Source organism: Brevundimonas sp., from assembly GCF_035999125.1.
GTDB lineage: Bacteria > Pseudomonadota > Alphaproteobacteria > Caulobacterales > Caulobacteraceae > Brevundimonas.
Window position 1 is genome coordinate 1 of record NZ_DASYGX010000012.1, and the last position, 23244, is coordinate 23244.

26 protein-coding genes, 1 tRNA gene and 1 pseudogene are annotated in these 23244 nt (G+C 68.3%); 20 read left to right on the forward strand and 8 right to left on the reverse strand.

Going from position 1 to position 23244, the window contains the following annotated elements; translation table 11 throughout:
* The 3 genes and pseudogenes from tuf to VGN45_RS10725 form a co-directional block, all read left to right on the forward strand.
* Positions 1-241: pseudogene (tuf, locus tag VGN45_RS10715) on the forward strand (elongation factor Tu); the annotation flags it as partial.
* A 246-nt stretch (positions 242-487) separates the two neighbouring features.
* Complete coding sequence (locus VGN45_RS10720; protein WP_327462247.1) at positions 488-2440, forward strand: DUF3857 domain-containing protein; 1953 nt, start codon at positions 488-490, stop codon at positions 2438-2440.
* 67 nt (positions 2441-2507) lie between these two features.
* Positions 2508-2855: a YMGG-like glycine zipper-containing protein gene (locus VGN45_RS10725; RefSeq protein ID WP_327462250.1), complete on the forward strand. Its 348-nt coding sequence runs from the start codon at positions 2508-2510 to the stop codon at positions 2853-2855.
* A gap of 19 nt (positions 2856-2874) precedes the next feature.
* Here VGN45_RS10725 and VGN45_RS10730 read toward each other — a convergent pair whose 3' ends face one another.
* Together VGN45_RS10730 and VGN45_RS10735 are read right to left on the reverse strand one after the other, a co-directional pair.
* Positions 2875-3348: a hypothetical protein gene (locus VGN45_RS10730; RefSeq protein ID WP_327462252.1), complete on the reverse strand. Its 474-nt coding sequence runs from the start codon at positions 3346-3348 to the stop codon at positions 2875-2877.
* 52 nt (positions 3349-3400) lie between these two features.
* Positions 3401-4441: a L,D-transpeptidase gene (locus tag VGN45_RS10735; RefSeq protein ID WP_327462254.1), complete on the reverse strand. Its 1041-nt coding sequence runs from the start codon at positions 4439-4441 to the stop codon at positions 3401-3403.
* 147 nt (positions 4442-4588) lie between these two features.
* Between VGN45_RS10735 and VGN45_RS10740 the strand changes: the two genes are divergently transcribed.
* The 12 genes from VGN45_RS10740 (at position 4589) to VGN45_RS10795 (ending at position 11768) form a co-directional block, all read left to right on the forward strand.
* Positions 4589-4723 (forward strand): hypothetical protein, encoded by a 135-nt coding sequence (locus tag VGN45_RS10740; RefSeq protein ID WP_327462256.1) that lies wholly within the window; start codon positions 4589-4591, stop codon positions 4721-4723.
* An 87-nt stretch (positions 4724-4810) separates the two neighbouring features.
* On the forward strand, positions 4811-6142 hold the full coding sequence (locus tag VGN45_RS10745; RefSeq protein ID WP_327462258.1) for a hemolysin family protein: 1332 nt from the start codon (positions 4811-4813) through the stop codon (positions 6140-6142).
* A 110-nt stretch (positions 6143-6252) separates the two neighbouring features.
* Positions 6253-6328: transfer RNA gene (locus tag VGN45_RS10750), tRNA-Trp, on the forward strand.
* Between the two features lie 80 nt (positions 6329-6408).
* Positions 6409-6702 carry a preprotein translocase subunit SecE gene (gene secE, locus VGN45_RS10755; protein WP_327462260.1) on the forward strand — a complete coding sequence of 98 codons (294 nt, stop codon included), beginning with the start codon at positions 6409-6411 and terminating at the stop codon, positions 6700-6702.
* A 13-nt stretch (positions 6703-6715) separates the two neighbouring features.
* A complete protein-coding gene (gene nusG, locus VGN45_RS10760) occupies positions 6716-7291 on the forward strand; it encodes a transcription termination/antitermination protein NusG (protein WP_327462262.1) in 576 nt (191 codons plus the stop codon).
* Positions 7292-7465: 174 nt separating this feature from the next.
* Positions 7466-7897: a 50S ribosomal protein L11 gene (gene rplK, locus VGN45_RS10765; RefSeq protein ID WP_327462264.1), complete on the forward strand. Its 432-nt coding sequence runs from the start codon at positions 7466-7468 to the stop codon at positions 7895-7897.
* A 3-nt stretch (positions 7898-7900) separates the two neighbouring features.
* The gene (gene rplA / locus VGN45_RS10770) at positions 7901-8590 is read left to right on the forward strand and encodes a 50S ribosomal protein L1 (RefSeq protein ID WP_327462266.1); all 690 of its coding nucleotides are present in this window, start codon (positions 7901-7903) and stop codon (positions 8588-8590) included.
* Positions 8591-8719: 129 nt separating this feature from the next.
* Positions 8720-9220 carry a DUF2059 domain-containing protein gene (locus VGN45_RS10775; RefSeq protein ID WP_327462267.1) on the forward strand — a complete coding sequence of 167 codons (501 nt, stop codon included), beginning with the start codon at positions 8720-8722 and terminating at the stop codon, positions 9218-9220.
* 305 nt (positions 9221-9525) lie between these two features.
* Positions 9526-10041: a 50S ribosomal protein L10 gene (rplJ, locus tag VGN45_RS10780; RefSeq protein ID WP_327462269.1), complete on the forward strand. Its 516-nt coding sequence runs from the start codon at positions 9526-9528 to the stop codon at positions 10039-10041.
* A gap of 57 nt (positions 10042-10098) precedes the next feature.
* Positions 10099-10488, forward strand: a complete 390-nt coding sequence (gene rplL / locus VGN45_RS10785) for a 50S ribosomal protein L7/L12 (protein WP_327462271.1) — start codon at positions 10099-10101, stop codon at positions 10486-10488.
* 142 nt (positions 10489-10630) lie between these two features.
* Positions 10631-11308, forward strand: coding sequence for a type 1 glutamine amidotransferase domain-containing protein (locus tag VGN45_RS10790; RefSeq protein WP_327462273.1), 678 nt, complete (start codon positions 10631-10633; stop codon positions 11306-11308).
* A gap of 82 nt (positions 11309-11390) precedes the next feature.
* The gene (locus VGN45_RS10795; protein WP_327462275.1) at positions 11391-11768 is read left to right on the forward strand and encodes a hypothetical protein; all 378 of its coding nucleotides are present in this window, start codon (positions 11391-11393) and stop codon (positions 11766-11768) included.
* On the opposite strand, the gene VGN45_RS10800 is transcribed toward VGN45_RS10795, so the two are convergent.
* Positions 11723-12646: a LysR family transcriptional regulator gene (locus VGN45_RS10800; RefSeq protein ID WP_327462277.1), complete on the reverse strand. Its 924-nt coding sequence runs from the start codon at positions 12644-12646 to the stop codon at positions 11723-11725. The genes VGN45_RS10795 and VGN45_RS10800 overlap by 46 nt on opposite strands.
* A gap of 100 nt (positions 12647-12746) precedes the next feature.
* Between VGN45_RS10800 and VGN45_RS10805 the strand changes: the two genes are divergently transcribed.
* Positions 12747-13517 (forward strand): type 1 glutamine amidotransferase domain-containing protein, encoded by a 771-nt coding sequence (locus VGN45_RS10805; RefSeq protein ID WP_327462279.1) that lies wholly within the window; start codon positions 12747-12749, stop codon positions 13515-13517.
* Between the two features lie 6 nt (positions 13518-13523).
* Here the strand turns inward: VGN45_RS10805 and VGN45_RS10810 are convergent, their stop codons facing one another.
* On the reverse strand, positions 13524-15485 hold the full coding sequence (locus tag VGN45_RS10810) for a peptidase M61 (protein ID WP_327462281.1): 1962 nt from the start codon (positions 15483-15485) through the stop codon (positions 13524-13526).
* 82 nt (positions 15486-15567) lie between these two features.
* Complete coding sequence (locus VGN45_RS10815; RefSeq protein WP_327462283.1) at positions 15568-16902, reverse strand: serine hydrolase; 1335 nt, start codon at positions 16900-16902, stop codon at positions 15568-15570.
* 262 nt (positions 16903-17164) lie between these two features.
* Here VGN45_RS10815 and VGN45_RS10820 point away from each other — a divergent pair, with 262 nt between their 5' ends.
* The 3 genes from VGN45_RS10820 to clpA all read left to right on the forward strand — a co-directional run bounded on the left by VGN45_RS10820 (position 17165) and on the right by clpA (position 20474).
* Positions 17165-17668 carry a TIGR01841 family phasin gene (locus VGN45_RS10820; protein ID WP_327462285.1) on the forward strand — a complete coding sequence of 168 codons (504 nt, stop codon included), beginning with the start codon at positions 17165-17167 and terminating at the stop codon, positions 17666-17668.
* A 144-nt stretch (positions 17669-17812) separates the two neighbouring features.
* Positions 17813-18142, forward strand: coding sequence for an ATP-dependent Clp protease adapter ClpS (gene clpS / locus VGN45_RS10825; protein ID WP_327462287.1), 330 nt, complete (start codon positions 17813-17815; stop codon positions 18140-18142).
* Positions 18143-18155: 13 nt separating this feature from the next.
* Complete coding sequence (gene clpA, locus VGN45_RS10830) at positions 18156-20474, forward strand: ATP-dependent Clp protease ATP-binding subunit ClpA (RefSeq protein ID WP_327462290.1); 2319 nt, start codon at positions 18156-18158, stop codon at positions 20472-20474.
* 175 nt (positions 20475-20649) lie between these two features.
* Here clpA and VGN45_RS10835 read toward each other — a convergent pair whose 3' ends face one another.
* Positions 20650-20955 carry a CsbD family protein gene (locus VGN45_RS10835; protein WP_327462292.1) on the reverse strand — a complete coding sequence of 102 codons (306 nt, stop codon included), beginning with the start codon at positions 20953-20955 and terminating at the stop codon, positions 20650-20652.
* Between the two features lie 108 nt (positions 20956-21063).
* Between VGN45_RS10835 and VGN45_RS10840 the strand changes: the two genes are divergently transcribed.
* Positions 21064-21642: a DUF4287 domain-containing protein gene (locus tag VGN45_RS10840; RefSeq protein WP_327462294.1), complete on the forward strand. Its 579-nt coding sequence runs from the start codon at positions 21064-21066 to the stop codon at positions 21640-21642.
* Here the strand turns inward: VGN45_RS10840 and VGN45_RS10845 are convergent.
* Together VGN45_RS10845 and VGN45_RS10850 are read right to left on the reverse strand one after the other, a co-directional pair.
* Positions 21639-22406 (reverse strand): pseudouridine synthase, encoded by a 768-nt coding sequence (locus tag VGN45_RS10845; protein ID WP_327462297.1) that lies wholly within the window; start codon positions 22404-22406, stop codon positions 21639-21641. The two genes, VGN45_RS10840 and VGN45_RS10845, sit on opposite strands and share 4 nt — an antisense overlap.
* The gene (locus VGN45_RS10850; RefSeq protein WP_327462299.1) at positions 22403-23038 is read right to left on the reverse strand and encodes a DUF938 domain-containing protein; all 636 of its coding nucleotides are present in this window, start codon (positions 23036-23038) and stop codon (positions 22403-22405) included. Before VGN45_RS10850 ends, VGN45_RS10845 begins: the two co-directional genes overlap by 4 nt.
* Positions 23039-23244 lie beyond the last annotated feature (206 nt).

Consider the following 23244-nt stretch of genomic DNA (forward strand, 5'->3'; position numbering starts at 1 on the left):
GGAGGGCGGGCGTCACACCCCGTTCTTCACCAACTACCGCCCGCAGTTCTACTTCCGCACGACCGACGTGACCGGCATCGTGCACCTGAAGGAAGGCGTGGAGATGATCATGCCCGGCGACAACGCCGAGCTGACCGTCGAACTGATCACCCCGATCGCCATGGAAGAGAAGCTCCGCTTCGCCATCCGCGAAGGCGGCCGCACCGTCGGCGCCGGCGTCGTGTCGAAGATCATCGCGTAAGAGCCATGGCCGTCATCCCCGCGAAAGCGGGGACGCAAGCCTCCGCGAGGCGAGCATAGGCCAAGCATGAGGAACCCCCGTCGGAGCGATCCGGCGGGGGTTTCGCTTTGGGCGCGCGCGCACTTCTCAACTCCGACGGGTCCGGCTTATGAAGGATCGAACGGGGGAGTGCGTCGCGTGGTGAATGGGACGGAAGAGCCGCGGCGCGGAGGGGTGGAGTTCGGCCCCCCGCCAACGACGTTCGACATGTCGCCTTTCGTGCAGGGCGGCCGCGATCCACGAGCGCTCAGTGCCCGCGGCGTGTGTCACTGGCTGAGTTATGCTCAGTCGGATCAGACGGGGCCACAGCCGGTGCACACGCATCGGTCGGTCGTTCAGGTGACCGGAAGCGACGGACTGCAAACCGCGGCGCGGATCGACGTGGTCTTCGATCCCCACCATGAGCGCCTGGTCGTGCATGCGGTTCGTGTCCATCGAGATGGCAACATTCGGGACGCCTGCGCGCCCGAGGCCTTCCAGTTGATCCAGCGCGAGCTCAACCTGGAGCGGGCCGTCTACGACGGCCGGATGACCGCCCACATGGCGATACCGGACGTCCGTGAAGGGGACGTGGTCGAGACGGCCTATTCCATCGTGGGCGCCAATCCGGTTCTGCGCGGCCTTTTTTCGTGGTGGTTCGTGCTTCAGTGGTCGGACCCGGTGGTGGAGACGCGCTGCACGCTGCGGGTGGCGCCGGATCGTCCGCTGACCATCCGCAAGTTCGGCGGCGCGAAGGATCCGGTGGAAACGCGCGATGGAGACGTGCGCGTGCTGGACTGGCGCGCCGTGGACCTGCCGCCATATGTGCCGGAACCGAGGTCGCCGCCCTCCTACGTCGGCTACGCCAGCATCCAGGTGGCGGACAGGCTGACGTGGGGCCAGGTGGCCGACGTCTTTCACGACCTTTACCAACCCGCGGCGGAAATGCCCGCCGACCTGGCCGAAGCGGTGGCCCGGATTTCGGCGTCGCACGCCGACCCGGCGGTTCGAGCGGTTCAGGGGCTTCGGCTGGTGCAGGATTCGCTGCGCTATCATTCGGTCAGCGTGGGGGACGGCGGATATCGCCCCCGCCCTGTGGAGACCATCTGGCGCGCGCGCTACGGGGACTGCAAGGACGCCTCGTTGACGCTGACGGCGGTCTTGCGCGCGCTGGGCCTGCAGGCCGACTGCGCCTTGGTCAACACGGTCATTGGGGACGACCTTCTCCATGCGCCGCCCAATGTGACCGCGTTCGACCATTGCATCGTGCGGGTCCGGATCGGCGATCGGGCTTTCTGGCTGGACCCGACGTCGTCGCCCCAGGCGGGCGATCTGGCGCATTTGACCCAGGCCGACTTCCATCATGCGCTGCCGCTCGTGCGAGGCGCCGGGTTGGAGGCCATGCCGCGCCCGCGGATGGAAACCGTGTGCGAGACCGAGGAGGTCTGGACCTTTGCGCGTCGGGAGACCCTTCCGGCGGATCTGGTTCTGACGACCACCTATCGCGGCTGGCGCGCGGACGGCATGCGCCGCTGGATCGCCAACGAGGGCGAGGAGGGCGTCCGCCGGAAGCTGCGGGAAGGTCTGGAAGGCGAGCTGCGCTCGCCGCTGCGGGAACTCAGTCCGTTCGAGCGGCGAGATGATCCGCGCGCCAACGTGCTGACGCTGACGGAACGGTATGAGGTGGAGCGCCCCTACGCCCGCCAGGAAGGGGCGCCAGGCCTGTTCTTTCAATCGCGGGACGACGTCGTCGGACCGACGCTCCCGCCGATCGGTCCGGACCGTCGCCGTGAACCTCTGGCGCTGGGAACGCCGCGCCGGGTGGAAACCGTGCGGGTTCTGAACTTTCCCGTCCCGATGAAGAGCGTCGCATGGCGCAAGACCGTCGAGGGGCCCGCCGGCCTTCGCGTCCAGTCCAGCTTGGCCTGGCCGACGCGGACGCAAGGGCGCCACGTGCTTTCGGTCGAGGCCCCGGAAAGCGTGCTGCCGGCGACCCGAACCGAGGACTATCGCGACTTCGAGACCCGGGCGATGGGCCTGAACGGCGTCAGCTTCGCCGTCCACTTCCGGAACGGGAAGATGGTCAAGTCCAGCCGGAACGGCACGGCGAACCTCAACTGGTTCGTCTGGTTCGCCATCGTCGGCGGCCTCGCCCTGTTGCGTTGGCTCACGACGGGGTGACCGGCCCAAGGGAACATGCGCGCGTGACGTCACGTTGACGTCCAGACGAAGCTCTGGAGGATCGACGATGCGCAGCCTATTGACCGGACTGGCCCTGTGTTCACCCCTGCTGCTGGCGGCGTGCGCCTCCACCGGCGACGACTACGCCTCGCAGTGCGAGCGGGATTACTGGGAGAACCGGCAGTACGCCACGGCGTCGGGGGCGGCGCTGGGCGCCCTCGCCGGGGCGGCGATCGCGGGCGAGGGCAACCGGGAGGAGGGCGCGGCCATCGGGGCCATCGCCGGCGGCCTGATCGGCAACCAGCTGTCGGAGCGGGACGATCCCTGCGGCTACGGCTTCGGCGGCTACAACCGCGACGGCCGCTACGGCTATGAGCGCGTGCCGCGTCGGGGCGACTACGGATACGGGTATTGAGGCGGCAGAATGCGCGGCGTCAGCCCCGCATGACCCGTTCCATGTCGACTCCCGCGTCGATCAGTCGAGCGCGTGCCGCCTCGACCACATCGGGTTCGAACCGGTCGGCGTGTCGCATCACGATCGCCTCGCCGAGCAACTCCGGAAGGTCGCGTTCCAGCAGCATGTGAAAGCCGTCCGTCGGCGGCTTGATGGCCCAGTCCGCCAGCGTCTTGACCACGCCGTCACGCGCGACCTTCTGCCTGGTACGGCCGAGGCGGACCGTCTTGCCGCGCTCCTGCTTCAGGTCGGCTTCGAAAGCGTTCACGGTGACCCAAAAGTCGTGCTCGACCGACCCAGCCTCGTGGTCGATGCCAAGCGTGACCATTTTTCGGAAGGCGGCTTCTTCGACCGGCTTCGCGCCGAGCGCTCGCGCGCGATCAACCAACTGACGCAGTTCCTTGGCGTCTTCGGTCTTGGCGATGTAGGCGAGCTGTCTGCTGTAATCCGTCATGTCGTCCTCTCGGCGTAGAAGACGGGGCGGCACGGCTACAGGCAAGACCGCCTTAACGGAATTCCGCCGTCACGCCGGGCTTCACCGCGGTCGCCAGCTGTTCGGCGTCCCAATTGGTCAGGCGGACGCAGCCGTTCGACGCCGTCTTGGCCACCTTGGACGGGTCGGGGGTGCCGTGGATGCCGTAGCTGTCGGCGGACAGGTCGATCCAGACGGTTCCGACCGGATTGTTCGGCCCCGGCGGCACGACGACCTTCCGGTCGCCCCGGTCGTAGCTGAGTTTGGCGGGATCGTAGGTGTAGTCCGGCTCGGGCGCGACGCCGAGGACGCGGAGGGTCCCGGACGGGGCCGGCCGCCGGGCCGATCCGATGGTGGCGGGATAGAAGGCGATCAGTCTCCCGTCGGCGTCGAAGGCGCGCAGCGACGTCTCCGACTTGTCCACGACGATGCGCGCGACGGCCGGCAGGGCGGCGTCGGAGACGGCGGGAACGACGATCTCCACGCCCGCGCGGCGGAAGTCGACGCCGGGGTTCAGGGCCCGAAGCAGAGCCTCCGTGACGTGGAAGCGCTCGGCGATGCGCTCCAGCGCGCTGGTGAAGCCGACGCCGTTGCGCGCGGTTTCCGACAGATCCTCGCCGGCGGGCGGGTCGAACGGGCCGGCGACGTCGGCCTGGGTCAGGACGACGCGCCGCAGCACCGGCCCGCCGTGGGCCTGCACCAGCGCCTCGAGCATGGCGGCGTCGGGCGCGTCGCCGGGCAGGCCGGCGGCCTCGCGCCAAGCGGCGACGGCGCGACGTGTGTTGTCGCCCGGCAGGCCGTCGACGACGCCCGGCGAGAAGGCGGAGCGATCAAGCAGGATCTGAAGGCGGATCAGCCCGGGGTCCGGTCGCGCGGGGGCCTCGGCGGACGCGGTCGCCGGAGCCCACGTCGCGGGCGGCGCGGCGGCTTCGATGGCGGCGACGTCCAGGGTCGCGGGCGCAGGGCTTGGGGCCGGCGCCGGGGCGGGGGTGGGCTCGGCCGGTTCGGATTCGGGAGCGCCGCAAGCGGCGAGGGTCAGGGCGAGGGCGGAGGCGGCGCAGGCGAAACGGAACATGCCGCCCCTAACCCGCCGATCCGCCGTCACGTTCCCCGGCCGCGCGAAGGACGCGGTTAACCGGCCCCCCGCCCGGCGTGCGCGCTTGCCAGGAACCCCGCCGGCGCGCCTAGCGTTCGCTTCCGGTTCGTTAGGATTTCGGCAACCATGATGAAGGCGCTTCGCCTCGGTCTGTTCATCGGCACCCTGATCGGGGCCAGCGCGTGCGCCATGGCGCCGTCCGCGAACGGGCAGGGCGGCTGGTATGGATCCGGCGACGTGGGCGGTTCCGACCGCGACTGACGAATCCATGGCGTGCGACGCGCCGTCGTCATATAGATGCGAATTGCGGACGCCGACCGTCGCGCCGCGCCGGGTCTCTCCCCCTAGATGTTAGCCGTCGCCATCGTCGTCGTTCTGCTCCTCGTGGTGCTCAACGGCCTGTTCGCCATGACCGAGCTGGCGGTCGTCTCCTCGCGCAAGTCGAAGCTGCAGAGCCGGGCCGAGAAGGGCGACCGGGGGGCCCGCGCGGCGCTGAAGCTGGCGGAGGAACCCACGCACTTCCTGTCGGCCGTGCAGGTCGGGATCACGCTGATCGGCATTCTGGCCGGCGCCTATGGCCAGGCGGCGATCGCGGGCGAGCTGAACCGCATGATCGAGGCGGCGTTCCCGAGCGCCGCGGCGTGGTCGGAGATCGCCTCCACCGCTGTCGTCGTGGTCTTCATCACCTATGTGTCGCTGATCGTCGGTGAACTGGTGCCCAAGCGGCTGGCGCTGATCTTTCCGGAATCCATCGCGGCCAAGATGGCGGCGCCGATCTCCACCTTGGCCATCGTGCTGCATCCCTTCGTTGTGCTGCTGACCGCTTCCACCTCCGGCATCCTCAAGATCATGGGCGTCAAGGACCGCGACGGGTCCGACGTGACGCAGGAGGAGGTGGAGACGATGATCGCCGAGGGCACCTCCGCCGGCCTGATCGAGCCGGAGGAGCAGGAGATGATCGAGGAGATCCTGACCCTGGGCGACCGCCCCATCCGCGTGGCCATGACGCCGCGGCACGAAGTGTTCTGGATCGCCCTGGACGACACCGAGGAGCAGCTGCGCGAGGAAATCCGCACCTGTCCCTATTCGCGGATCGTGGTGGCGCGGGAGAACGACGTCGACAACCCCCTGGGCGTCGTCCACAAGAAGGATCTTCTGGACAGCCTTCTGGACAACGGCGAGTTCAACGTCGAGACCCTGGTTCAGACCCCGGCCTTCATCCCCCAGTCGACCAGCGTCCTGAAGGCGCTGGAGATCATGAAGTCGTCCAAGGTCCACATGGCCTTTCTGGTGGACGAGTTCGGCGCCTTCGAGGGCGTGGTGACGGCGACGGACCTGCTGGAGATGATCGCCGGCGACTTCGACGAGGGTCACGATGAGGCCGAGGCCATGATCCGCAAGCGCGAGGACGGCACATGGCTGGTCGACGGCCAGACCGATCTTGAGGAGCTGTCGGACGAGCTGGGCGAGGATTTCGGCGAGGCCGAGGGCTTCCACACCGTGGCCGGTCTGGTGCTGCACGAACTGTCGCGCGTGCCCGGCGAGGGCGAGATGCTGCAGTTGGGGCGGTTCGAGGTCGAGGTCATCGACATGGACGACCGCCGCATCGACAAGCTGCTGTTCCGCCAGGTGGTGAAGGCGGAGGACGAGGCGCGGGCGGTGGCGGAGCATCAGGAGTGAGGCCGCCGCGACGCGGCCTTCGCCCTTGAAATCACGGGCGGGGTGGGGCATAGCCCCGCGTCTGGCGAAGACCACCTCTCCGGCGTGTCCGGAGGCGGCGTGATTTGTCTAGGAGTTTAGCTCAGCTGGTAGAGCACCGGTCTCCAAAACCGGGGGTCGTGGGTTCGAGTCCCCCAACTCCTGCCATTTCTCCCCCTGTTCCCGCAGCCTGGGCCTCCCCATCTGCGGGGACAGGATCAAGCGTTCGAAAGAGACCCTGAGCACAGATGGCCAAGTCCAAGTTCCCCGGCCGCCGCACCGGCGCCAAGGCCCAGGGCGCTTCCGCGTCCGGCGGCACGGTGACGGTGGAGCCGACCGAGCCCAAGGTCCGCACCTCGCCCATGCAGTTCCTCAGCCAGGTCCGCGCCGAAGGGCGCAAGATCGTGTGGCCCAGCCGCAAGGAGACCTGGATCACCTCGGTGATGGTCTTCATCATGGTGCTGATCGCCGCCGTCTTCTTCTGGCTCGTCGATCTGGCCCTGGGCTGGAGCATCGAACGCATCATCTCCATCGGCTCATAAGAAAAAGAGCGCCATGACCGACGCAGCGCCCGAAGCCGCCGCCAATCCGCGGCACAAGTGGTACATCGTCCACGCCTATTCGAACTTCGAGAAGAAGGTCGCCGAGCAGCTGCGCGAGCAGGCGGCCCGCCAGGGGCTGGCCGAAAACTTCTCCGAAATCCTGGTCCCGACTGAGGACGTCGTGGAGGTCCGTCGCGGCCGCAAGGTGAACTCCGAGCGGAAATTCTTCCCCGGCTACGTGCTGGTGAAGATGGAGATGACCGACGACGCCTATCACCTGGTCAAGAACACGCCGAAGGTCACCGGCTTCCTGGGCGCGGCGGGCGGCACCAAGCCCCTGCCGGTCTCCGAGCGTGAGGTTCAGAACATCATCGGCGCGGTGGAGGAGGGCGTGGAGCGTCCCAAGCCCACCATCCGCTTCGACATCGGCGAGACGGTCAAGGTGGTCGACGGCCCCTTCGCCAGCTTCGACGGCCAGGTGGAGAGCGTGGACGAGGACGCCGCCCGCCTGCGCGTCGCCGTGTCGATCTTCGGGCGTCCCACCCCGGTCGATCTGGAATACGGCCAGGTGGAGAAGGTCTCGGGCTGAGCCCCGAGCGTACAGGGCTCTGAACGGCGGCCTGCGGGCCGCCGTTTGCTTTTGGGCGGCGCCTCTGATACTGGCCCGCCTCCCTCAGCGATGAGGGCAAATCCGTGGGAGGCCGCCATGCCGCACCACGGCTCATCCGTGGCGATTGAGTTCGCCGCTTCATAGGAGAGACCGATGGCCAAGAAGATTCTCGGCTACATCAAGCTGCAGGTGCCCGCGGGCTCCGCGACGCCCTCGCCGCCCATCGGCCCGGCCTTGGGTCAGCGCGGCGTGAACATCATGGGCTTCTGCAAGGAGTTCAACGCGCGCACCGAGAAGGAAGCCAAGGGCACCCCGCTTCCGACCGTCATCACCGTCTATCAGGACAAGTCGTTCACCTTCATCACCAAGACGCCGCCGGCGACCTGGTATCTGAAGCAGGCCACCGGCCTGAAGTCGGGCGCCAAGCTGACCGGCCGCGAAACCGTCGGCAAGATCACCCGCGCCCAGCTGCGCGAGATCGCCGAGAAGAAGATGAAGGACCTGAACGCCAACGACCTGGAGCAGGCCGCCAAGATCATCGAAGGCTCGGCGCGCGCCATGGGCCTGAACGTGGTGGAGAAGTAAGTCATGGCCAAGCAAGCCAAGCGCATCCAGGCCTGGACCGGCGACCGCGACGCCCTCCTGCCGTACGCCGACGCCATCAAGGCGGTGAAGGACAACGCCAAGGCCAAGTTCGACGAGTCGATCGAGATCGCCGTCAACCTGGGCGTCGACCCGCGTCACGCCGACCAGCAGGTCCGCGGCGTGGTCAACCTGCCGTCGGGCACGGGCCGCGACGTCCGCGTCGCCGTCTTCGCCAAGGACGCCAAGGCCGACGAGGCCCGCGCGGCCGGGGCCGACGTCGTCGGCGCCGACGACCTGTTTGAGAAGATCAACGGCGGCTTCATGGACTTCGACCGCGTCATCGCCACGCCGGACCTGATGGGTCTGGTCGGGCGTCTGGGCAAGGTGCTGGGCCCGCGCGGCCTGATGCCGAACCCCAAGGTCGGCACCGTGACCCCGAACGTCGGCCAGGCGGTCAAGGACGCCAAGGGCGGCGCCGTCGAGTTCCGCGTCGAGAAGGCGGGCATCGTCCACGCCGGCATCGGCAAGGCCTCGTTCGCCCAGGACGCCCTGGAAGCCAACGTCAAGGCGATCGTCGACGCCCTGGTCAAGGCCAAGCCGTCGGGCGCCAAGGGCACCTATGTGAAACGCATCAGCCTGTCGTCCACGATGGGCCCGGGCGTGAAGGTGGACCCGGCCTCGCTGGGCGCCTGATCGCGGTCGACCAGCGACGTCAAGGGAAACGGCGGGGAGCCATCCCCGCCGTTTTCGCGTGTGGCGCGTCCCGCATGAACTTGTCCTTGGCCGATGCGCGCGACAAGATGCGAGGTGGAGGGGCCGGCCATGCGAATTGTTCTGATCCTGTTCGCCGTCGTCGTGGCCTTGCTGTCCGCCCAGCCGGTTTCGGCTCAGGACCGCGACCTGGCCGATCGCACCGCACTGGCCGAGCGCTACATCCGTCTGTCTATGGGCGATGACCTTCGCCCGATGATCGAGGGCGTGATCGAGGAGCAGCTTGCGGCGGACGACGGCATGACGCCGGAGCAGCGCGCCTGGTACCGCGCCAACGTCCCGGTGTTCTTCGACGCTTTCATGAACCGGCTGATCGACCTTCTGGCGCCCCGCTATGCCGCCAGCATGACGGATGAGGAACTCAACGCCGGGATCGCCTTCTACAGCTCGCCCCTGGGCCGATCCCTGGCGCGCAAGCAGGTGGCGCTTCAGGTCGACATGGACGAGCATTTTTATGAGGCGGCGGAGACCATGAGCGCCGAGATCGAGGCGAAATACTGCGCCGCCTTCGCGTGCGATGCGCCCCCGATCATCTCGTCCTCCGGCAAATGAAGCCCCGCCCTTGAGTTTCCGCGTGCGCCTGTGTATGGAGCGCGCCTTGCCGTGACGGGTCCGCCCGTGACGGTCCTGTCCGAGAACTTCGGGGCGTGGGGGCCACCCACGCCATAAATGTCGGGGAGCCCCCCCGGCGCCGTGGGGAGATGGGTCGCAGACGATCCCCTTCGCTTCGTGCGAAGCGGGCGTGCGCTTCCTTCGGACATCGCTACCGGCCTGAACGTCTCGCGGCGACGCGCGGCGCTTTGGCCATCTTGCCGTCGGGAATGACCCCGGCGGTGAAACCAAGACTGGAGACCGCAATGGACCGCGCACAAAAGGCCGAGTCGATCGAGACGCTGAAGGGCGTCTTCGCCGACGCCGGCGCCGTGGTCGTGACCCACAACCTGGGTCTGACCGTTGCGGAAATGGAAGACCTGCGCGGCCGGCTGCGTACCGCCGGCGGCGCGTTCAAGGTGGTCAAGAACCGCCTGGCGCTGAAGGCGCTCGAAGCCGAAGAGGGCAGCGACTACCACCCCCTGTTCAAGGGTCCGGTGGGCATCGCCTTCGCCCCCGACGCGGTGACGGCCGCCAAGGTGACCGCCGAATTCGCCAAGGCCAACGACAAGTTCGTCGTCCAGGGCGGATTCATGGGCGACAAGGTGCTGGACGCCAAGGGTGTCGAAACCCTCTCCAAGCTGCCGTCGCTGGACCAGATCCGCGCCTCGCTGCTGGGTCTGCTGAACGCCCCCGCGACCAAGATCGCCGGCGTCGTCCAGGCCCCGGCCGGCCAGCTGGCCCGGGTGTTCAACGCCTACGCCACCAAGGACGCGGCGTAAGCCGCTTCTCCATCTCCGCATCTCCTCAAACCAACATCCTCCGAAGGAACTGAAAACATGGCCGATCTCGCCAAAATCGTCGAAGACCTGTCCAAGCTGACCGTGCTGGAAGCCGCCGAACTGTCCAAGCTGCTGGAAGAAAAGTGGGGCGTCAGCGCCGCCGCTCCGGTGGCCATGGCCATGCCGACCGGCGGCGCCGGCGGCGGCGCTCCGGCCGAAGCTGCTGAAGAGCAGACCGAGTTCACCGTCGTCCTGATCGACGGCGGCGACAAGAAGATCAACGTGATCAAGGAAGTCCGCGGCGTCCGTTCGGACCTGGGCCTGAAGGAAGCCAAGGACCTGGTCGAAGGCGCTCCGCAGAACGTCGTCGAGAACGTCTCGAAGCAGCAGGCCGACGAAGTCGCCAAGAAGCTGACCGAGGCCGGCGCCAAGGTCCAGATCAAGTAAGGTCTGCCGGTCTTTCCGCCTCGCGCGGAAAGCGGAACGACGGGCCCGATGGGAAACCATCGGGCCCTTCTTTCGTTCGGCCCCGCTGGCGGGTCGACCCGTCGCGCCCCACCTGTGGGCTCCCGAACGAAAGGCCCTCCCCATGAAGATCCTGATGGTGCTCACCTCGCATGACCTGCTGGGCGACACCGGCAAGAAGACCGGCTTCTGGCTGGAGGAGTTCGCGGCGCCCTACTACGCGCTGAAGGACGCCGGCGCGCAGATCGTGCTGGCCTCGCCCAGGGGCGGCCAGCCGCCGCTGGACCCCAAGAGCGACGAGCCGGACGCCCAGACAGCGGCGACCGAGCGGTTCAAGCAGGACGAGGCGGCTCAGCAAGCCCTGGCCTCGACCACACCGCTGGCGGACGTCGACGCGTCGGACTTCGACGCCGTCTTCTATCCCGGCGGCCACGGCCCGCTCTGGGACCTTGCCGAAGACGCGACCTCGATCGCCCTGATCGAAGCCTTCGCCCGCGCCGACAAGCCGATCGGAGCCGTTTGCCATGCGCCGGGCGTGCTGAAGAGCGTACGAGGCCCCGACGGCGAGTTGCTGGTCAAGGGTCGCCGCGTCGCGGGCTTCACCAACAGCGAGGAAGAGGCCGTGGGCCTGACCGACGTCGTGCCCTTCCTGGTGGAAGACATGCTGAAGACCAACGGCGGCGACTACACCCGTGGGCCGGACTGGGTCTCGCATGTCGTGGCCGACGGCAAGCTGGTGACGGGCCAGAACCCGGCGTCGTCGGAAAGCGTGGCGGAAGAGCTGGTCAAGCTGCTGACCTGAGCGCGTCGGCTGCCGTGCGGGCGCAGCCCGGGTTGCGCCCCGACGTCGCCGGGTTAGGCTGGGCCGGAGGAGGGGCCGGCTCATGATCCGTACGCTTCTGGCGGCCGCCGTGCTGGCGTCCCTCGCCGCCTGCGATCAGGGGGTGGAGATTCCCGACCCCGCCACGGTCGTGCCGCCCAAGCGGGCGCCGCTGCCCGAGCCGCCCATGACCTCGGCCAAGGCGATCCAGGTGCTCGACGGCATGCCGCTGCAGTGCAAGTCGATGGCGGTGGTCATGTTCGACATGAGCCGCTGCCTGCACAAGACGCCCGAGGGGCTGCCGGACGACGACAAACTGCTGGCCGACCTCGTCGCCCTCCGGGCGGAACTGGAAGCGCTGGACCCGGACGTGGTCGAGACGACATGCTCCACGCGCTATGCCGAACTGGAATCCACGCCGAAGCCGCGGGAGTGCTGGTAAAGGCCGGCGGCGCACTCCAGAAGGGCCTCATGCAGCCACATCGCCCCGGGATCGCGGTCGATCCGGTCGGCCGAAATGAGTGACGGTGAAAAGCTTCGCACCGCGATCGGCGGAGCGGCGACGGCCAGGCCGAACGCGTCCGCCCACTTCTCGGCGAAGCGTCGCGGAAGCGTCAGCATAAGGTCGGTCCGGGCGGCCACGGCCAGGGCCACGAAGAAGTTCGGGGCCGTCGCGGCCACGGTCCGTCGCGCGCCCAGGCGTCGCAACGTGAAGTCGACGATCCCCGAGGGCTCGCCGTCCTGCGACACCAGCAGGTGCCGCTCGGCCAGATAATCCTCCAGCGTGGGCGCCGCGTCGAACGCCGTCCGGCGCACGACGGCATAGGTCTCCTCGCCCAGAGGCGTGATGCGCAGTCCCGGCGTCGCCTTCCACAGGTGACCAAGACCCAGGTCGATCCGCCCGTCCAGCACCGCCGCCGCCATGGCGTCTCTCGGCAGGGCCTGGGTGGTCAGCACGACGTCGGGGGCGAGACGGCGGATGTGACCGATCAGGTCGGGCAGCAGCAGGGAGGCTGTCGAGTCCAGGGCCGACAGGCGGAACCGGCGATCACTGTTGGCCGGATCGAAAGCGGGTTGGGGCACGCAGAGGTCACCAAGGGCCTCGAGGACGGCGGTGATCCGTGGCGCAAGGGCATGGGCGCGCTGCGTCGGCCGCATTCCATGCGGAAGCCGCTCGAACAGATCGTCGCCCAGCGCCAGTCGCAACCGCGTCAGCCCGTGACTGGCGGCCGAAGGCGACAGGTTCAGCCGCTTCGCCGCTCCGGCCAGCTTGCCGCCGCGATAAACCTCCTGGAACAGCAGCAGAAGGCTGGGATCCAAGCGTCGGACTGCAGTTTCATGCATGTCAGAGTCCCGATGATTGCACTGGCGTGCATGACAGGGATGATCTGAAATCCGTCTCCCCGCAAGGAGCGACGACATGAGCCTGAAGGACGTCAATCCCGTCGATCCCGCGCGCCGAAGGCGCATCGCCCTGGTGATCGCCAATCCCTCGACGTCGCCCGTCACGGGCTGGCCCGTGGGCTTCTGGTGGAGCGAGCTGACCCACCCGTGGCATGCCTTCGCCGAGCGCGGCTATGAGGTGGAGCTGTTCTCGCCGGACGGCGGCCGGTGCGAGGCCGACGCCATGAGCGACCCGCGCGATCCCGGCGGCTATTCCGCCGGCGATTTGATCTCTATGGGCTTCATCGCCACTCCAGCCTTGGTCGCCTTGGTCGAGACCACGCGGCCCGTCGCGGAGATCACGCTGGATCGGTTCGACGCCATCGTTGTGGCGGGCGGCCAGTCGCCCATGGTCAGCTTCGAGGCTGCCACCGGCCTGCATGCCGTGTTTCAAGCCTTTCACGAGGCGGGCAAGGTCGCCTGTGCCCTGTGTCACGGCACGGCAGTCCTGGCCTTCTGCCGCACGCCCGGGGGTCGGCCGCTGGTCGAGGGGCGCACGGTGACCGGCTTCGCCAACGTCGAGGAGGATTTCGCCGACCGTGCCGTCTGGGACTATGGCCTGCTGCCCCGCGGCACGCACCTGATGGCCTGGCGCATCGAGGACCGGCTGAAGGCCCAGGGCGCCAACTATGTCCAGGGCGGCCTGTGGCGCGGCTTCGCCGTGCGGGACGGCAATCTGATCACCGGCCAGCAGAACTTTTCCGGCGGAGAGACCGCAGCCCTGGTCATCGACGCGCTGGGCGGCTGACGCCGCCTAGTCGGTTCTCGGCGCCAAGATCTCGCTGAGGCGATCGCGCGTGCCGGGGATGCGTTCAAGGCGCGGGTAGCGCAGGCCGTCGTGGTAGTCGAACTGGATCGTCCGCTCGCGTGATCCGTTGCGGATGACCACGCTGATGGGCCGGTCGTTCCCCTTTGAGGCGGTGATCGCGGCGGCCAGGTTCGCGGCGTTGCCGGGCTGTCCGTCGACGCTGGCCAGAGACCAGCCCGTGCCGATGCCGGCCTCATACGCCGGGCCGCCCCAGAGGACGTTGGTGATGCGCGTGCCCGACAGGTTGAAGCCCAGCGAGTACTGGAAGTCGCCGCCGCCCGAGCCGTTGACGTACTGCTCCACCTCCGTCGGCTGATCGACGTAGATCAGCCGCCAGCCCGAACGCTGCAGACCCTCCAGCGGCGCCTTGGCCTCGGGCCCGACGGCGTCGAGCCGCGCGCGCAGGAAGCCGTCCCAATCGTAGGGCGCCACCGCGGTCAGCGCCTCGATCACGCCGTTGTAGGTGTAGGGCGTCGCCTCCCACACCCCGTCCTGGATGCCGTGGAAGCCGCGGGCGAAGTCGTCCAGCGAGCGCCGGTCGCCGGTCAGCTCGCGGATCTTGGAGTCCACGTCCAGCCAGACGAGCAGAGCCTCGCGGTAATAGTCGCCCGTGCCGCGCATCCACGACGACCAAGGCGTGACGGTGCGGTATCCCAGAAGGTTGTGGTTGGTGGTGTCCTGGAGCGCGCGCCACTCGCGCCCGGGCTGGTTTTCGTAGAAGGCGGCCTGGCCGGCGATGTTGACGATCGCCTCTTCCGGCGTGGTCAGGCCGGCGCGCGTGGCCAGGACCTCGCCCCAGTATTCGGTCAGGCCCTCATAGACCCACAGCAGGGTGTTCTGCACCGGGGTGTTCAGGTTCGGCGTGATCTGGTCGGCGGGGCGGCGGAACTTGCCGTTCCAGGTATGGACGTACTCGTGCGGCAGCAGGGTGCGGGCCCCGTGATAGATGGTCCATTCCTGGAAGAAGTTGGCCGGCACCGCGTTCTCGCTGGAGCGGTGATGCTCCAGCCCGATCCCGCCCAGCTGGTTGGAGTTGGCCAGCAGGAACTCATATCGGTCGAAGGGCCGCGTGCCGAACAGGCGGTCGGCCTGGACCACCATGTTGCGGAAGCCCGCCAGTTGCTCGTCGGTGATCGCGATCGACGCCGGCGTGTCGCCCAGAATGTGCAGACGCACCGGCGAGCGGCCGCCCGGATCCAGATCGACGACGCGATGGTTGCGGCCGGCGAACATCGGGCTGTCGGCCAGCATTTCCAGATCGATCGGCTCGAAAACGGCCAGACCGTCCTCGAACGAGCGAGTGTCCAGGGCGACGCCGTAGTTCCAGCCTTCCGGCAACTGCACCGAGGTCTGCACCATGATGCCCGAGTGGCGATAGCCCGCGGGATAGAGAATGGCCTTCTCGAATTGCAGGTTCGACACGTCGGGCGTCATCACGACGCGCCAGGTGCTGTTCTCCGGCTGGGTCAGCCACTGGAACGACACCTCGATTTCGCGGATGCCCGCCGGCACGTCGAGATGGAAGGCATAGGGGTCGATGGTGTCGCGCAGCCACTCGATCCTCTGGCCGTTCCCGGTCACCGTCAGGCCGGCGATCAGCTGGATCGGTCCGGTCGGCGCGTGGTTGCCGGGCAGGAACTTGGGATAGAGCAGCGTCATCGGGCCGGCGGCGGGCACGGGAATGGTCTGGCGCACGCGGACGACCTTGCGGTCCAGATCGGTGGCGTCGACCTCGTGCCGGATCACGCCCGGGAAGCGCTCGGCGGTCGGGGTCGGGATGGCCGGGATGTCGCGAGGCAGGCTCTGCAGGCCGGCCTGGGCCTGGGCGGAGGCCGAGCCGGCGGCGCCGGCCGTCATCAGCGCCGCGACGCAGGCGGCCACGAGCAGGGTGGGGCGGGCGCGCGTCATCGGGTCACTCTCTCGACAGCGGAAGGGGCAAGGGCGGCGACCTTCGCCATGCCCGTCCGGAGCGTCAAGCTTGGCCGGAAGATCAGTCCGGGCGCACGACTTGGCAGGTGACGTTGCGCGCCGACAGGGCCTCGCACGCGGCGCGGGCGGCCTCCTCGGTCATGCCGGTGAAGCGCGAGCGCCACCAGCCCGAGGCGCTCATGACCCGACGCTCGGCGCCGGAGAACTGGCTGCGGAAGCGGCGGTTGACCTCGTCCAGCCAGTCGCGTGCCACCGTCTCGTCGCGGAAGGCGCCGACCTGGACCGACCAGCGGCCCTCAGGCGCGGCGGGGCGGGCGGGCGGGCGTCGCTGGGCGGCGGGCGGCGGGGTGGGCTGGCGGTTCAGCTCCGCCGTGCGGTCCGACCGGGGCGCCGGCGCGGAGACCAGGCGGACATCGGAGTCCTCAGGCTCGGCCCGGCTGCCGGCCGTGGAGTCGCCGGGGAGCGAGGCGTAGAGCACGCCGCCCTCGGCAGGTTCCGGCCCTATGCCGAATCCGCGCTGCTCGAAGAAGGTCTGGGCCACCTCGATCCGCTCGCCGCCGCGACGCCGCGACGCGACTTCGAAGCCGGTCGTCATCAGTTCCGCCACGTGCTCATTGCGCGAGGCGGTCGATCGACCGCCCAGCACGACGGTGATGATCCGCCGCCCGTCGCGGACCGCCGAGGCGGCCAGATTGTAGCCCGAGGCGTTGGTGAAGCCGGTCTTGATCCCGTCATAACCCTGCCCGGAATTCAGCAGGCCGTTGGTGTTGCGGTACTCGCGCCCGCCGTAGAACCAGCTGTTCACCCCGAAGAAGCGGTAATGTTGGGGGAAGTCCCGCAGCAGGGCCCGGCACAGGAGGGCCAGGTCGCGCGCGCTGGTCAGCTGGCGGCTGTCGGGCAGGCCGTTGGCGTTGGCGTACCGGGTCTGGGTCATGCCCAGCTCCTCGGCCTTCAGCGTCATCATGGCGGCGAAGCGGGTGTGCGACCCCGCGACGTGCTCGGCCAGCGCCACGGCCATGTCGTTGGCCGACCGGATGGCGGTGGCCAGGATGGCGTCCTCGACCGTGATCGTCTGGCCGGCGGCCAACCCCAGTTTCGACGGCGGCTGGCCAGCGGCATGGGGCGAGACTCGGATCACGTCGTCCAGCTTGATCTTGCCCTGCTCCAGCGCCTCGAAGACCAGATAGAGGGTCATCACCTTGGTGATGGAGGCGGGATAGCGGCGCGCGTCGGCGTGGCGCGCGAACATGACCTCGCCCGACTCGGCGTCGATCACGATGGCGGCGTATCGCAGATTCTCCTGAGCCACGACCGGCGTCGCCGCGGGCGCCGCGGTCAGCGACAGGGTCAACAGGATGGAAAAGACCGCCAGCGTTCGACGCAGGATCAAGGCCATCGCTCACTCACTTCCGCTGCTTCCGGTCGCCCGGACGCCCCCCGGCCACGCGAGGGCTAACATGACGCGCTTCAGTTTCGTGGTCCTTAACGGCACGTCAACGGAGATTTGAACGGCTTCGCCATACGCGCGATGTTGCGGTGCACAAAAATCCCTTGACCCGCGTTCGCACTTGCACCATATGAGCCTCGCGAGCGGGTCCGCCCCGCCGAAGACCTTGATCGGCGACCCAACGCCGCAACGAAGTTCAGGAGAGACCCACATGGCCGACGCCGCCGAAACCATCACCGCCGCCGCCAAGAAGAACGTCGAGACCGCCACCGCCCAGGTGAAGGCCTCGACCCAGCAGGCTCAAGCCCAGGCCGAGAAGTTCCAGGCCGCCGGCGCCCAGGCCTTCCGCGAAGGCGTCGACAAGTCCGTCGCTTCGATGACCGAGCTGAACGCCCACGGCAAGAAGAACCTGGAAGCCCTGGTCGAGTCGGCCACGGCCGCCCAGAAGGGCGTCGAAACCCTGTCGCAGCATGCCCTGGCCTATTCGAAGAAGACCTGGGAAGGCAACGTCGCCGCCGCTCAGTCGATGTCGCAGGCCCGCTCGGTGCAGGAGTTGATCGAGCTGCAGACGACCTGGGCCAAGTCGGCCACCGAAGCCTATCTGTCGGAAGTCACCAAGATGACCGACGTCTTCACCGCCTCGGTGAAGGACAGCTTCAAGCCGATCAACGAGCGCGTCACCGCCTCGGTCGAGAAGTTCCAGGCCGCCCGCTGATCGCGGATAGCACCTGAAAGACACGAAGGCCCCGGCGGAGACGCCGGGGCCTTTTCGTTTGCGCGCAAAAACCTGTGACTTGCCGCGTCTTCAAATCAGGCCATCATTCCCCATCTAGTCCATCGACTCCCCACCGGACGACGAATGCCCACCAGACGTTCAGGAGAGACGGGAGGCGGCCAGGGGGTCGCCACCGTCACCGAGACGAAGCCGAAGCTTCAGAAGCCCTCGCTGTACCGGGTGCTGATCCTGAACGACGACTACACGCCCATGGAATTCGTCGTCTACGTGCTGGAGCGGTTCTTCCAGAAGGACCGTGAGGCGGCCACCCGCATCATGCTGCATGTGCACCAGCATGGCGTCGGCGTGTGCGGCGTCTTCACCTATGAGGTGGCCGAAACCAAGGTCGCCCAGGTGATCGAGACGGCGCGACGTCACCAGCACCCCCTGCAATGCACGATGGAAAAGGATTGAGAGGAACCTCCCCATGCCCTCGTTTTCCCGTCCTCTCGAAGAGACCCTGCACCGCGCGGTTCACTATGCGAACGCCCGCCGGCACGAGTACGCCACGCTGGAGCACCTGCTGCTGGCGCTGATCGACGACCCGGACGCCACGAACGTGATGACGGCCTGCAACGTCGATCTTCAGGCGCTGAAGGCGGCGTTGACGCTGTACGTCGACAACGACCTGGCCGCCCTGGCCACGGCAGACGGCGACGACGCGAAGCCGACCGCCGGCTTCCAGCGCGTGATCCAGCGCGCGGTGATCCACGTCCAGTCCTCGGGCCGCGAGGAGGTGACCGGCGCCAACGTCCTGGTCGCCATCTTCAGCGAGCGCGAAAGCCACGCCGCCTATTTCCTGCAGGAGCAGGACATGACGCGGTACGACGCGGTCAACTTCATCGCCCACGGCATCGCCAAGAAGGCGGGCTCGGGGGAGACGCGCCCGGCACGCGCCGCCGGCCAGTCGCCGGAGGACGCTGAGGACGCCGCCGCCGCCAAGACGGGCGGAGAGGCGCTGGAGGCCTATTGCGTGGATCTGAACGCCAAGGCGTCCAAGGGCAAGATCGATCCCCTGATCGGTCGTCATGGCGAGGTCGAGCGCTCGATCCAGATCCTGTGCCGCCGCACCAAGAACAACCCGCTGCTGGTCGGCGACCCGGGCGTCGGCAAGACGGCCATCGCCGAAGGCCTGGCGCGCAAGATCGTCAAGGGCGAGGTGCCGGACGTGCTGAAGGGCGCGACCATCTACAGCCTCGACATGGGCGCCCTGCTGGCCGGAACCCGCTATCGCGGCGACTTCGAGGAGCGGCTGAAACAGGTCGTCAAGGAGCTGGAGACGCACGACGACGCCATCCTGTTCATCGACGAGATCCACACCGTGATCGGCGCGGGCGCGACCTCCGGCGGGGCCATGGACGCGTCCAATCTGCTGAAGCCGGCCCTGGCGTCGGGCACGCTGCGCTGCATGGGCTCCACGACCTACAAGGAGTACCGCCAGCACTTCGAAAAGGACCGCGCCCTGGTCCGCCGCTTCCAGAAGATCGACGTCAACGAGCCGACGGTCGAGGACACGGTGAAGATCCTGAAGGGGCTGAAGACCAGCTACGAAGGGCACCACAAGCTGCGCTACACCGACGCCGCAATCCGCACGGCGGTCGAGCTGTCGGCCCGCTACATGACCGACCGCAAGTTGCCCGACAAAGCCATCGACGTGATCGACGAGGCGGGCGCTAGTCAGATGCTTCTGCCCGAATCCAAGCGGAAGAAGGTCATCGGCCAGAAGGAGGTCGAGGCCGTCATCGCCAAGATGGCGCGCATCCCGCCGAAGTCGGTCTCCAAGTCCGACGTCGAGAGCCTGAAGGAACTGCAGGCCGACCTGAATCGCGTCGTCTTCGGCCAGTCCGCGGCGATCGAACAGGTGTCCGCGGCGATGAAGCTAGCCCGTGCCGGCCTGCGCGACGCGACCAAGCCGATCGGCTGCTTCCTGTTCTCCGGCCCCACGGGCGTCGGCAAGACCGAGGTGGCCAAGCAGCTGGCGGCGACGCTGGGCATCGAGATGCTGCGCTTCGACATGTCGGAGTACATGGAGCGGCACACCGTCAGCCGCCTGATCGGCGCGCCTCCGGGCTACGTCGGGCATGACCAGGGCGGCCTGCTGACCGACGCGGTGGACCAGCATCCGCACGCCGTGGTCCTGCTGGACGAGATCGAGAAGGCGCACCCGGACGTCTACAACATCCTGCTGCAGGTGATGGATAACGGCCAGCTGACCGACGCGGTCGGCAAGAAGGTAGATTTCCGAAACGTCGTCCTGATCATGACCACGAACGCGGGTGCCGCCGACAACGCCCGCGCCGCCATCGGCTTCGGCCGCGGCAAGGTGGAGGGCGAGGACGACAAGGCCATCCAGCGCCTGTTCGCGCCGGAGTTCCGCAACCGCCTGGACGCCATCGTGGCCTTCAAGGCGCTGGATTCCGAGACTATCAAGTCGGTGGTGACCAAGTTCATCCTGCAGCTGGAAGCCCAGTTGGCGGATCGCAACATCACCATCGAACTGACGGACGAGGCCAACGACTGGCTGGCCAAGAACGGCTTCGACGAACTGTACGGTGCGCGCCCCCTGGCCCGCGTCATCCAGGAAAACATCAAGAAGCCCCTGGCCGACGACATCCTGTTCGGACGCCTGACCAAGGGCGGCCATGTGAAGGTCGAGCTGAAGGACGGCAAGATCGCCTTCGACGTCACGCCCCTGACCGGCGCGGCGGCCAGGGCGGCGGAGAAAGCCGACGAAGGGGCTGACTGATCCATGACGTCACCTCTCCTCCGCCCGCGAAGGCGGGTGGGGAGGACCGACCGCGCAGTGGCCAGGAAGGGGGCGTCTGGTACGAGAAGGGGGCGGCTCCGACGGAGACGCCCCCTTCTGGCGACTGGCGTCGCCTGTCCTCCACACCGCCTTCCGGCGGCGGAGATGTGTCCGCTTAGCGGCGGCGGCCCAGGCCGCCCAGCACGATCGCCAAGCCGGCGACGATGCCGGTGGTCAGCAGGGGCTTACGGCGGGCGAAGTCGATGCCCTTGCGGCCATATTCGCGGTATTCGACCGGGGCTTTGGCGACCAGACCGTCCAGGCCGTCGACGACCCGGCCATAGGCGTCGCGCGCCTTGCCCTTAACTTCGTCGAAGCGGCCGTCGAACTGCAGCTTGGCGTCGCCGGTCAGTTTGCCGAGGCCGGTCTTGGCCTTGCCGCCGAACTGCTCGGCCGCGCCCTGGATGCGTTGATCGGTCATGAGGAAATCTCCTGATGCGAGGGGAATGGGGGAGGAGACCGTGAAGCGCACGCGCGCCAGTCAAGGTTCCCTCTCGCCGTCGCGATCGCCAGGAAATAGACTGGGGTCATGACTTCACCCGTCCTGACCGAACGCCAGAGAAAGTGGTTCGCCTCCGTCCAGGCCAGCCTGGCGGCCAGCACCGGCCGATCGCTGGACCAGTGGCGCGAGGTGATGAAGACCTGTCCGCAGACGGGACATCGCGCCCGCCTGGCTTGGTTGAAAGCCGAGCATGGCGTCGGCGTGAACTATGGCTCGACCATCCTGGCCGCCTGCGCGCCGGAGGGTGAGCCCAGCTGGGACGAGCCTGAGGCCCTGCGCGACGTCCTGTGGAGGGACGCAGGGTCGCGGTCCATTCTGGAGGCCGTCGAGCAGGCCACGGCGGGCATCGCCGACGTGGTGCCGACCCAGCGCAAGGGCTACACGGCCTTTTCCCGCGCCGTGCAGTTCGCGGCGATGCGACCGCTGAAGGGCGGGAAGGCGCTGCTTGGACTGAAGCTCGATCCGGAGGCTTCGCCACGCCTGTCGCCGCCGGTGCGGCGCGAGAGCTGGTCCGAGCGGCTGGTCTCCGTGGTCGAGCTGTCCGGAGCCGGCGACGTCGATGCGGAGATCGCGCGTCTGTTCGCCGACGCCGCCGAGAACGGCTAGGCCTTCGATCCCGCGATCAGCGCGGCGCGCTCGTCCGGCGTCAGCGCGCGCCAACGGCCCTCCGGCAGATCGTCCAGGTGCAGCGGGCCGATGCGCACGCGCAACAGGTCCGTGACCTCCAGCCCGACCAGGTCGCACATGCGCCGGATCTGGCGCTTGCGGCCTTCCTTCAGGACGAAGCGCAGCCGCTGGGGCTCGATCTGGGTGACTCGGGCGGGCTTCAGCTTGCGGCCGTCCAGCTCCAGCCCGTGGCGCAGCCGGGTCAGGGCGGTCTCGGTGACCCGGCCCTCGACCCGCACCAGATATTCCTTGTCCAGTTCCGACTCGGGACCGATCACCGCCTTGGCCACCACGCCGTCCGAAGACAGCAGCAGAAGGCCGCGTGAATCCTCGTCCAGTCGCCCTATGGGGGGCAGGGAGGCGTCGCGGGCCGGCGCCTCGTCCTCGCCGACGCGGTTGGCCGCCGTGAGCAGGCGAACCGCAGGCGTCTTGCCCGGCTCCGGCTGGCCCGAGACGTAGCCGACCGGCTTGTTCATGACGATCGTCAGGCCTTCCGAGAGAACCGCCTGCGCCTTGCCGCTCAGCGTCAGCGTCTGGCCGGGTTGGATCTTGCGTCCGGCGTCGGTGACGGTCTCGCCGTCGATCGACACCAGGCCTTCGGCGATCAGAGCGTCCGCCTCGCGCCGCGAGCAGAGGCCGGACTGGCCCATGAACTTGTTCAGGCGGACGGGATCGGGGCCGTCGTGGATGCGCGAGACGCTCACGGCCAGGCCCTGAACAGCAGCATCAGATTGTTCGCGGGCATGGGCTTGCGCAGGGTGAAGGCGAGTCCGTGCGCCGATGCGGCGGCCACGACCGCGTCGCGGTCGCGCAGACCCCAGTCCGGATCGCGCGCCTTCAGGCTGTCGTCGAAGGCCAGATTGCTGGGCGCCGTTTCCACGTCGGCTTCCAGGAACGGTCCATAGAGGACAAGCAGCCCGCCGGGGCGGGTCAGGACGCGGGCGGCCAGCCGCATCAGGGACTCGGTCGCTGCCCTAGGGGCGATGTGGATCATGTTGGCGCAGAAGACCGCCTTGACCGTCATGTCCGGCCAGGTCGCCTCGTCCAGCACGTCGATCGGCAGGCTGGGCCCGAGATTCGGCGGGCCGTCCCCGCGCCAGGCCTCGACGCTGGCACGGGCTTCGGCCGAAGGATCGCTGGGCGTCCAGTCGATGTCGGGCAGGGCGGCGGCGAAGGCGGCGGCGTGCTGGCCGGTGCCCGAGGCGATTTCCAGCACCGGCCCCGAAGCGGGCAGGTGGGCGCGCAAGACGCGAAGGATCGGCTCCACGTTCCGGCTCGCGGCCGGTGAGACGCGGGCGCCGTCGGGACTCGGCGGGGCGGGGTCGAGGGTCTGCACGGGGGTGAGATAGCGCGCCCGACGACGCGCGGCGACGGGCGAAATGCACGTCCGATCCGCGACCCGCCTCGCGCAGGGTTGAAACGTGCTGCGGTTGACGCGGCGTCGGCTTGGGTGTCTTTCCCGCTGAAACAATGCGTGACCGCGCAAAGAGGAAGACGCTCGAGGGGGCTCCAAGACCGCCCGGGCCGTTCAGGAGAGAGTAA